The organism is Helicobacter pametensis ATCC 51478 (assembly GCF_000518225.1).
GTDB classification, from domain to species: Bacteria; Campylobacterota; Campylobacteria; order Campylobacterales; family Helicobacteraceae; genus Helicobacter_G; species Helicobacter_G pametensis.
The window spans coordinates 240,673-251,312 of record NZ_KI912401.1; the positions used below are offsets into that span (position 1 = coordinate 240,673).

Consider the following 10,640-nt stretch of genomic DNA (forward strand, 5'->3'; position numbering starts at 1 on the left):
ATGTATGGATTAAAAGTCAAAATCGTATCCTATTTTTTTAAGTCCATCTTTGGTTTTGCTCCAATTTTTTTGTGTCACAACATTGAGCTGTAAAAAAATCTTTTTCCCCTCAAGAGCCTCTAGTTTTTCACGCGCGCTCCTACCGATCCTCTTGATGGTTGTGGCTTGTTTCCCGATAATGATGGCTTTTTGACTATCTTTTTCGACGATAATTCTTCCAAAAACTTTGTTAATCGTTGGTTTCTCAATGAATTTTTCAATCACCACATCACTCTCATAGGGAATCTCATCGCTTAGATTCTCAAACAAACTCTCTCTGATGATTTCTTTGTAGATTTCTCTCATATTGCTTGTTGTGAGGATCTCTTCATCATAAAGAAGAGGGGATTGGGGTAGGTGAGCAGAGATTGTCTCAAGCAATGGGGAAAAATCAAAAGAATCTTTGCACTCTATTGGTATGAGTGCCAGAAATTTCTCTCTAAACTCATCATATTCGGCAATCTTTTGCAAAACCTCAGTCTTTGAAACTTTATCACATTGAGTCAGGAGCAAAAGATGGGGTCGATCTTCATTTAAGAGCAAAAACTCTTGATAATAGCTTGTCGGATCATATGCTGGTGCCAAAAAAAGATTGAGATCACAATCCCCCATCGCCTTGATCGCTTCTTGAAGCATAAATTGATTGAGTAATTTCTCTTGCTTATGGATCCCTGGAGTATCTACAAAAATGATTTGCGTTCGCTCCATATTCTGACGCGTATGCATAATAATGAAGTTCATTCGCTTGCGCGTGGCATTGGCTTTGTGTGAGACTAGAGCTAGATTCTGACCACAGATAAAATTGAGAAATGTCGATTTGCCTGCATTGGGCCTACCCAAAACAGAGACAAATCCAGCACGCGTGCTCATAAAATATACCTAGCCAAATCAACATTTTCGACAAGATGGGACAATTTCTTGCGCACAAGATCAGCTGTGATCGTGATGGTCTGCCCCTTGTATGTATGTGCCTCAAAGCTAAGATCTTCCAATACTTTTTCAATAGTTGTATGAAGTCGTCTTGCTCCGATATCTTCTGTTTTTTGGTTTGCACTGATCGAAAGCCTTGCTAGCTCCACGATCGCCTCATCCTCAAAAACCAGATCAACTTCCTCAGTCTTAAGTAATGCTTGATATTGCTTAAGAATTGAATTTTTGGTTTGTGTGAGGATTTGCACCATCGCTTCTTCGGTGAGATTGGAGAGTTCGACTCTTAGAGGGAAACGCCCCTGAAGCTCAGGAATCAAATCACTAGGCTTGCTAAAATGAAAAGCTCCAGCTGCAATAAAGAGGATATGATCTGTTTTGATCTGTCCAAACTTAGTCTGCACATTACTCCCCTCAACAATAGGGAGAAGATCTCTTTGGACTCCCTCTTTGCTTGGATCACTTCTAGAGCTATCCTTGCTACCCACAGCGATTTTGTCAATCTCATCGATAAAAACGATCCCCCCATTTTCTGCGCGCTTAAGTGCTTCATTTTTGATGATCTCTTGATCAAGTGTATGCTCAAGTGCCTCACTATGCAAAAGATCTTTGGCCTCTTTGATCGTGACTTCTTTTTTGATGCTTTGATTGGGAGCAATGATTTTGACAATAGATTCTTGAGCCTTAGAGATTTCTGGCGGAAGCCCAAAATCAGAAAAATCACTTTTTTTGCTAATCTCAATTTCAATCTTTAGATGATCCACTTCCCCATTTCTGACCTTTTGAAGCATAGTAGCAAAGCTCTTCTCATAATCCTCTTGTTTTTCTTGAGTCACACCGCTAGGCAATGGGGGGAGGAGTTTTTGAGCGATTTTGGTTTCGATATAGCTTTGAATCTGATCTGCATTTTTTTCTTGATGCTCTTTTTGGACAAGGCTATAGGATGCATTGAGCAGATCCCTGATCATTGATTCTACATCTCGCCCCACGAAGCCCACTTCTGTGTATTTACTTGCCTCAACCTTTATAAATGGAAGATTGAGCATCTTTGCCATACGCCTTGCGATCTCTGTTTTTCCAACTCCTGTTGATCCAATCATTAGGATATTTTTGGGAGTGATTTCCTCTTGCAATTCCTTAGGAAGCAAAAAGCGTCGATAACGATTGCGCAAAGCAATAGCAATTGTTTTTTTGGCTTCGGTTTGACCGATGATGTATTCATCAAGATATTCCACGATTTGTGGGGGTGTCAGTGCTTGAACTTCCATTAGTGTAGCTCCAAAATTTTGATATTTGTATTTGTATAGATGCAAAGTTCGCCAGCGATTTGAAGAGATTGCTGGACCAATTCCTTGGGATGAAGATGAGCAAATCGATCAAGAGCGCGTGCTGCGCTAAGTGCATAATTCCCTCCACTTCCAATCGCTGCGATCTTGCCATCTTCGGGCTCGACCACATCGCCAGTCCCACTTAAAATATAGATTTTTTCTTGATTGAGAACGATCATCATCGCCTCTAAGCGCCTCAAATACTTGTCTTTGCGCCATTCTTTGCTAAACTCGATAATGCTTTTGAGTAAATCACCCTTTTTGCCCTCCAAAATCCTCTCAAACATATCAAAAAGCTGAAATGCATCCGCAGTGCTTCCAGCAAAACCACTAAGAATCTCTCCATTATAAAGGGTGCGGATTTTTGTAGCATTGCCCTTAAGGACACAATTCCCAAAAGTCACCTGACCATCTCCTCCGATAATGGCATATCTTTTGCCCTCATACTCACCGCAGTATCCTAGTATCGTTGTAGCCTCAAACATTACTCGCCTTTGACAATCAGTGTAAATGATGAGTGGATTCCATGTCCCAAGTTGGCTGATACTTTGTATTCACCAGTGTGCTTGATAGGTGAGGGGATTTCGATGTGTTTTTTGTCAATCTCTAGACGATGCTCTGTGTGCAAAGCCAGTGAAATCTCTTCCTTGGTGATCGCACCAAAGAGCGCTCCACTTTCTCCGCATTTTTTATGCATTGTAAGCGTTGTGTGCTCTAAGCTTTTGGCCAATGCCTCTCTCTGAGCTTTTTCAAGTGCTAGTTTTTCTTCCTGATTGCGCTGCTCTGCCTTGTAGCGATTGATGACTTCATTTGTCGCATGCTTTGCCTTGCCTTTGGCGATCAAAAAGTTTTGCCCATAGCCATCTTTGACTTCTACGACATCGCCTTTGCGACCCAAAGCTTTGATATCTTCAAGTAATAAAACCTTCATTGCTCTATCCTTTTCATTGATTCATCCTTCTGGGGAGATAAAATGCGTGGATTTTAGCAAAAGAAGTCAAAGTCTTAGATAGTTGTATAGCTTTCATTTACCTTGAATGTCGCAACCCCTTTGTTTATAATTGACATATTCTGTTTTATTAGACTTTCAAAGGCATTTTGATGATTACTTTTAAGCACATCCCCCTCAAAGATTTTGTGAAAAAATGCTCTCCCATCAACCCTACCAAAGAAATGATCGAAAGATTTTCCAAAGAGGTTGAGCTCTTTTTACAAAAAGCATCGATACAAGATGATGAAGAATTTCAAAAAAATGAAATCAATAGATTCCTAGGCAGAGCCTTTGGCTATGACTGCAATACCAGGGGCAAAGTAGATAGCGCGATCTACATCGAGGGAGAGGCTCAAGTACTGATTGAAGTCAAAGCCCTCAAAAACAAGGCTGAATTTCCCAAAGACACTCCACTCTCCAAAGCCCTCTGTGAATCTATCCTCTATTTTCTTAGAGAAACACAAAAGAAGCAAAACAACTCCATCAAGCACATCATCCTCTGCAATCCTTATGAGTTCTATATCTTTGATGCCAAAAGCTTCAAGATTTTTGAAAATGACAAAAAGATCAAAAAGCTCTACACCAACTGCGATGACAAAGAGGGCACAAACACAAGCACAGAGAAGTTTTATAAAGACTTGGGAGATTATCTCAAAGATAAGTTTGAAGGAGAGCTACCCTATACACATTTCACACTCTCTCAATCCCTCACACCCCAAGATCTCACTCCCATCTTCCAGCTCCTCTCCCCTCAAGTGCTTCTAAAAAGCAAAAGAACTCTTGATGCCAACACACTCAACAAAGGATTCTATGAAGAGCTCCTCTATATCTTGGGCTTAGAAGAGGTGAGTGAGAATGGCAAAGGCGGAGGCAAGATCCTCATCCAGCCAAGCCATATCCCCCACACCCTCTCTCACTCGATCTCTCAAGCTTATCCACACATCGATCAAGAGGGCATCTTCACCCTCATCACCACTTGGAATAATCGCATCCTTTTCTTAAGACTTCTAGAATCCATGCTTTTAGGATTCCGACATCTCTCTAAGCCCTTTTTGGATATCTCCATCATCAAAGATTTCAAGACTTTACAGACGCTGTTTTTTGAGGTTTTAGCCAAGAAGCAAGACTCTCGCTCTGCCTCACTCCCTCAAGAATTTCTCTCCATCCCTTATCTCAACTCTAGCCTGTTTGATCGCATCACTTTAGAGAGTGAGGGGAGAGAGATCGGACTGCTGGATTCTCATCCATTGCCACTTTTTGCTCGATCTATCCTCAAAAAGGAGCTTAAAGACACCCATTCCCTCCCGCTCCTAGAGTATCTCTTCAGATTTTTGCATGCCTATGACTTCACCACCACGCCCAAAGACATAGAGGAGGGCGTGAAGAAAAATCACGATCGCCTCATCAACTCTGCCGTGCTTGGGCTTGTCTTCGAAAAACTCAATGGCTACAAAGAAGGGAGCTTCTACACCCCAAGCTTCATCACGAGCTATATGTGCAAAGAGAGCATCACGCAAGCCACACTAGAGAAGTTCAATTCCACTTATACTTGGCAGTGCCAAAGTCTAGAATCACTCAAAGCCCAGATCGAGAAAAACACACAAATCAGCGATGAAGAGCTCCGATCCACACTCCTCTCCATCCGCATCTGTGATCCAAGTGTGGGGAGCGGACACTTCCTAGTCTCAGCTCTAAATGAAATGATCCACATCGCCTATACACTTAGGATCTTCACTCTCCCTAGAGGATGCTCACTGGAGGTGGAAAATGATGAGATCCTTATCCATACGCGAGAAGGAGTGTTTGCCTACACACGCCCAAGTCATCAAGATGAAGATGAGCACATCATCCAAACAAGACTGTTCAATCTCAAAAAATCCATCATCGAAAACTGCCTCTTTGGCGTGGATATTAACCCAAACTCTTGTGAGATCACTAAGCTTAGACTTTGGATCGAGCTTCTTAAATATAGCTTCTATCTCTTTGATGAGCAAGGCAAGCCCACTGATGCCCTAGAAACCCTGCCCAATATCGATATCAATATCAAGTGTGGTAATAGTCTTATCTCTAATTTCCCTCTTGATTCCAATCTCAGCATCGGGCAGACTAGAAGCTTTGCCCAAAACCTCAAAACCTCCATCCAAAACTACAAAGACTCAGTCAAGCTCTACAAAGAAGGTATGGGAGAAAAAGCCAAGATCCTCCAAGACATCCAAAGTGTCAAATCCCTCATCACCTCCTATCTCGCAGAGCAAAACCCGCTCAATGCCAAGCTCAGAGAATCCCTCAAGGAATTCATCCAAATCTATGGAGATGAGAGCTTTGATATCAGATCAGAGTTTGGGATGGCGATGCTTAGGCTTGCTAGAGAGAAGCGATATCGATTTACCCCCACACTCACAAGCCTAGAGCCAATGGCGATGGATGCAAGGGGAGAGAAACTCCTAGAAGTGATCCAAGAGAGCTATGAAGCCATCGAATCACTTAGATCAAGTGAAAGCTTTGAGTGGAGGTTTGAGTTCCCTGAAGTGCTGGATGAGGAGGGGAACTTCATGGGGTTTGATTGCGTGATTGGCAATCCACCTTATATCCGCCAAGAACTCATCAAAGATCTCAAACCCACTCTTGCCAAAAGCTATGAGATCTTCAAAGGCACAAGCGATATCTATACTTATTTCTTTGAGCGGGGCTATCATCTCCTAAGAGAGGGTGGAATCCTCTCTTACATCACAAGCAATAAATGGACTAGAGCTGGATATGGAGAGGCTCTAAGGAGATTTATCCTAGAGAAAAGCACTTTTAAAAGCTATATTGATTTCAATGGTGAAAAAGTCTTTGAGAGCGCCACGGTGGATACCTCTATCACAAGCTTCCTCAAACTCTCTCCACAAGAAGGACATCAAGTGGGATATCTCTCTTGCAATGATGGCTCAAAGCTTTTGGATTCTAAGCTTGACTTTCTCCCTCAAAACTCCCTATCTAGTGAGTCTCTGACATTTTCCTCTAGCTCTGTGATGGCTCTCAAAAAGAAAATCGAATCTATTGGCACACCACTCAAAGAATGGGACATCACCATCAACTATGGGATCAAAACAGGCTACAACGAAGCCTTTATCATCACAACTGAGAAAAGAGAGGAGATCCTAAACAACTGCAAAACCCAAGAGGAGAGAGAAGCCACAGAGAAAATCATTAGAAAAATGTTAAGAGGAAGGGATATCAAACGCTACTCTTATGAATGGGCAGATTTGTGGATCATCGGAACCTTCCCAAGTCTAAAGCTCAATATCGAGGATTATCCCTCTCTCAAATCTTATCTCTCTCAATTTCGCCCAAGAATTGATCAAAGTGGAGAAAAAGGATGCAGAAAGAAAACAAGTAATCAATGGTTTGAAACACAGGATAGCATTGCTTATTATGGGGAGTTTGAGAGGGAGAAGATTGTATATAGTGAAATTGTTAGAGAGCCACAATTTCATTTAGATACAGAACATTTTTTCGCTGAAGCTACAAGTTTTGTTTTGACGGGAAAAAATCTAAAGTATCTCATAGCCTTGCTTAATAATTCTTTTGTGGCTTTTGCATTTAAAACATTTTATGCAGGAGGGGGACTAGGGGAAAGTGGCTATCGTTACAAAAAAGCATTTTTAGAAAGATTGCCTATCCCAAAAATCACAGAATCAAACAAACCCACAGCAGACAAAATCATCGCTTTAGTAGAGGAGATTCTAACAGCAAAAGAGCAAAACCCCAGCTCCCCCACCCAAGAGCTAGAATCCCAAATCGATTCTCTAGTCTATAAGCTCTACAACCTCACAGATGAGGAAATCACAATTATTGAAAGCAAGGAGTAAAAATGAATATAAAAATTAAAGCAATCCATATAAAAAATTTTAGATCAATTCTAGATTTAAAGATCAATGTGGAAGAACAAAATGGACTAATTGTTTTCTGTGGTGCAAACAATGTGGGAAAAACAAATGTATTAAAAGCTTTGGCTTTATTTTTTGCCAAAAACACATTCTTTCCTTTAACAGATTCTCCATCCTATAAATATGAAGGTTCTAGGGGTTCTAGTTATAGACCCAGAATTGAGGTTATGTTTGATAATGGCGGTGATACATATCATATTATAAAAGATTGGAATCTTAAACATGGGGATGAAAATCGAATAGATATTTTTGAGGATGATGGAGAGCATGGCTATAAAATATTTGGAACAAAAAATAGAAACAAACTTAATAAAAAGGAAATTAAAAATTTTCTTAAAAATATAAATTTCTTTTTCTTAGAAGCAATCAATATTTCTTTTCCGGAAACCATACAAATACTTGTTGATGATGTTTTTGGACTTGAAACAGCAAAGAAAAGAATAGGAAGCAGAAAGCAAGCATTAAAAAACAAGGTTATAGATATATTGCAAGGACTAAAAGAAATTCTTGATGATCTAGCTTCAAATATTTCTCCAATTTTTGAAAGATATAAGGAGGAGTGGGGGCTTGGCTTTGATGTCCCGCAAAAAGTAGAAAATTTTCGTGATCTATTGATAGCGAGAACAGATTTTTACATCCAAGATAAATCAAATGGTAAAAAACTAGATTCAAAGGGTTCGGGACTGCAAAGACTATCTCATATCTTAATGCATTTCAGAATCTTGGAAAAATTTATCGACAGCAATAAAAATTGGATTATCGCTATTGATGAGCCAGATGTTTATCTTCATACAGGGCTGCAGAAAAAACTATTGTCTGATATGAAGAAATACGGAAAACATGGACAATTTTTTATAACCACACATTCGCCAATATTTATTGATTGCAATACTTTTGAGAATGTATTTTTATTAGAACAAAATATTAGTGAAAAAATATTTACAAGAACGGGCAACAAAAAACACAATCGTATTTCTACGGATTTAGTTGATGTTGGCGAAAATATTGGTATCCAAAAGATTAAAGAATACCTTGGAATTGAAGACGAAGATTTTTTGATTTTTGATGGCTTTAATATTCTTGTTGAAGGCGATTGTGACAAAGTTTATTTGGAAAAGCTTTGCGATATTTTTGGATATGAAAAGCCCCAAATTAGATCATGTGATGGGGCAGATAATATTGCACAATTTTTAAATTATTGCGATGCCTTAGCCCAAGAAAATACATTTTTTAGGGTCATTTTAGATAACGATCAAAAAGGAAGAGAGCAATACAAAAAGCTCGAGGACAAAAAATTTTCAAAAATAAAATATGAGGTTTTGCTAATTGATGGAAGTACTATATTGGAAAATGATAAAAATATTGAGATCGAAGACATGCTTCCTGTCGAAGTAACATGTGAGCTTCTCAATATAATTCTTAAAAAAGCCAAATTGCAAAGTTTTTCAAAAAATGAGATTTCTAAATTCAAAATAAACTTAACACAATCGGCTTTTAAAAACAAAGGGGTTTTAAATTTCTTAGAGAATAAAAAAAATGATAAAAATCCAGATGGTGGAGAAAAGATAAAAATTGATAGTTCTAGTGTTAAAAAAAATTTAGCTCAATTTTTTAAGAAATCACTCAACAAAAATCAGATCGAATTGTTACTTAGCGATAAAAAAGTTCAAGATTTGATAAAAATGACAAAACGGTAAAAAAATTCCACCATCCCCAAGCTAAGGAGCAAAAATGTCTTTTCAATTTGAAATCACACTAGGCGAAGACACAGAGTTTGGAGGAGTGTGGGACGAGCAAGATGTTTTAGATTTTTTGGATAGTGAGGTTTGCTTCAAAAATCGATTCTATAAAAAGCGAAAAATCTTTAGCTTCAAGATCGACTCAATCCTAGATAATCTCAAAGAATGCAAAGCTACGCATTACCTTAGATATTTGCAAGAGAAATATTTCAGAGTGATAGATATGCAAGATCTTATAATGGTATATACACATTATGAGTTTGATAATGGATTTTTATCGATTAGTCTTGCACAAGATGGGGATCAAGTGATCCTCTCTTATCGGAATCACAGGGGAAAATATCAAGAACTCAAAGTGATACAAGCTTATTTTTATGCAGGGAGTATAGATGACACACGAGCGATTCTATGTGTAGATCTTGTGGAGTATGACTCTACTTATAGATATGCTATTTTGGACAAATCAACCAAAAGAGCAATCAAGTATGAAGAATTGTGTGAATTTTTGAACAGGCATAATCCACGAGATAAAACCCCACCAAAGTTTGTAGAAAAACCCAAACCCTCACCACAGCTAAGTTTTGAATTTAAAGTGATTGATGGGATTGTGAATCTCGTGGAAAAAAGAGAATAAGGATGAAGATAGATGGAGGGGTATTATCCATAGAAACTCCATCTCAAATCAAAGGAATGACAATATGAATGCCGAAGATATCAGGCTGCAAATCAGTCGAGCATTTGGACTGCTAAATAGTGAAGACATTATCAAAATAGAAGCCATATCATGGCTTCTATTGAGGAGCATACTTCAGACTATTTACTAGGAAATTTTGTTTTGGCTTTGGTTTTTATAGGCTTATTTTTGGGTGTGGTATGGGAGCACTCAAGAACACTGCTTATTATTTTGGGATACGGAGTTGTTTCAATGTTTTTTATCATCTCTCCCAAATATCTAGTCCCAGCGATGAGCTTTTTTGATTCCAAAAAAGCTTTGCTTGATCCCATTTGCACCCTTGGGGGACTCTATACACTCCTCTTTGGATTTTTGGCTTACTCTTTTATCAAAACCATTCGCAAAAACTCCATCATCCCAAGCTAAGGAGAAGCAATGCAAGAAAAAATCACGATTTTTATCCAAGACTTAGAATCCCAAATCGATTCTCTAGTCTATAAGCTCTACAACCTCACAGATGAGGAGATTAGAATCATTGAGGAGAGAAAATGACAAAAGAAAAACTTGTAGAGCTTTTGGGGATTGATGAAGACAATATTCAACAAGTAGGATTAAATTTTCAAGTATCGGATATTGAAATTGGAAAGATTGATGCATCACTATGGCTCAAAGCGATAGAGATCGAGTTTCGGCGTTGTAGTTTTGAACATGCTATTGTTTTTCCACAAAGAAAAAACAAGTTCGACAAAGAATCAACAATCAAAACAAAGATATTTTTTCATGATTGCTCTTTTAGAGATTTTTTCAATGCAAGAAGTTGTCTTTTTGAAAAAGATTTTGAGTGTATAGCTTGTGATTTTGAGGAGAAAACTGATTTTAGCAATGCAATATTTCAAGACAGAGTGAATCTTAAAGCTTCACGATTTAAAAATGAAGCAAGGTTTATAGGGACCAAATTCCAAGCACAAGCCACTGATGGTGAAACTGTCGAAAATAATTTTAGAGAAGTCC

At 38.6% G+C, this 10,640-nt stretch carries 9 protein-coding genes; 5 read left to right on the forward strand and 4 right to left on the reverse strand.

What is annotated here, in order from left to right:
- Positions 1-9: 9 nt before the first annotated feature.
- Genes era through rplI form a run of 4 tightly spaced genes read right to left on the reverse strand, consistent with a single transcriptional unit; the run spans position 10 to position 3,225 of the window.
- A complete protein-coding gene (gene era / locus T391_RS0105775) occupies positions 10-909 on the reverse strand; it encodes a GTPase Era (protein WP_027327535.1) in 900 nt (299 codons plus the stop codon).
- The gene (gene hslU, locus T391_RS0105780) at positions 906-2,234 is read right to left on the reverse strand and encodes an HslU--HslV peptidase ATPase subunit (RefSeq protein WP_027327536.1); all 1,329 of its coding nucleotides are present in this window, start codon (positions 2,232-2,234) and stop codon (positions 906-908) included. The genes era and hslU overlap by 4 nt, the downstream gene beginning before the upstream one ends.
- The gene (gene hslV, locus T391_RS0105785; RefSeq protein ID WP_027327537.1) at positions 2,234-2,779 is read right to left on the reverse strand and encodes an ATP-dependent protease subunit HslV; all 546 of its coding nucleotides are present in this window, start codon (positions 2,777-2,779) and stop codon (positions 2,234-2,236) included. The genes hslU and hslV overlap by 1 nt, the downstream gene beginning before the upstream one ends.
- A complete protein-coding gene (rplI, locus tag T391_RS0105790) occupies positions 2,779-3,225 on the reverse strand; it encodes a 50S ribosomal protein L9 (RefSeq protein ID WP_027327538.1) in 447 nt (148 codons plus the stop codon). The genes hslV and rplI overlap by 1 nt, the downstream gene beginning before the upstream one ends.
- A gap of 170 nt (positions 3,226-3,395) precedes the next feature.
- Here rplI and T391_RS0105795 point away from each other — a divergent pair, with 170 nt between their 5' ends.
- From T391_RS0105795 to T391_RS08635, 5 genes are all read left to right on the forward strand, one after another.
- Complete coding sequence (locus T391_RS0105795; protein WP_027327539.1) at positions 3,396-7,139, forward strand: DUF7149 domain-containing protein; 3,744 nt, start codon at positions 3,396-3,398, stop codon at positions 7,137-7,139.
- 2 nt (positions 7,140-7,141) lie between these two features.
- Positions 7,142-8,914 (forward strand): ATP-dependent nuclease, encoded by a 1,773-nt coding sequence (locus T391_RS0105800; RefSeq protein WP_027327540.1) that lies wholly within the window; start codon positions 7,142-7,144, stop codon positions 8,912-8,914.
- 34 nt (positions 8,915-8,948) lie between these two features.
- Positions 8,949-9,590, forward strand: a complete 642-nt coding sequence (locus tag T391_RS0105805) for a hypothetical protein (RefSeq protein WP_027327541.1) — start codon at positions 8,949-8,951, stop codon at positions 9,588-9,590.
- Positions 9,591-9,740: 150 nt separating this feature from the next.
- Complete coding sequence (locus tag T391_RS0105815; protein WP_034583992.1) at positions 9,741-10,055, forward strand: hypothetical protein; 315 nt, start codon at positions 9,741-9,743, stop codon at positions 10,053-10,055.
- A gap of 122 nt (positions 10,056-10,177) precedes the next feature.
- The coding region (locus T391_RS08635; RefSeq protein ID WP_034583994.1) for a hypothetical protein at positions 10,178-10,640 on the forward strand (463 nt) is incomplete at its 3' end.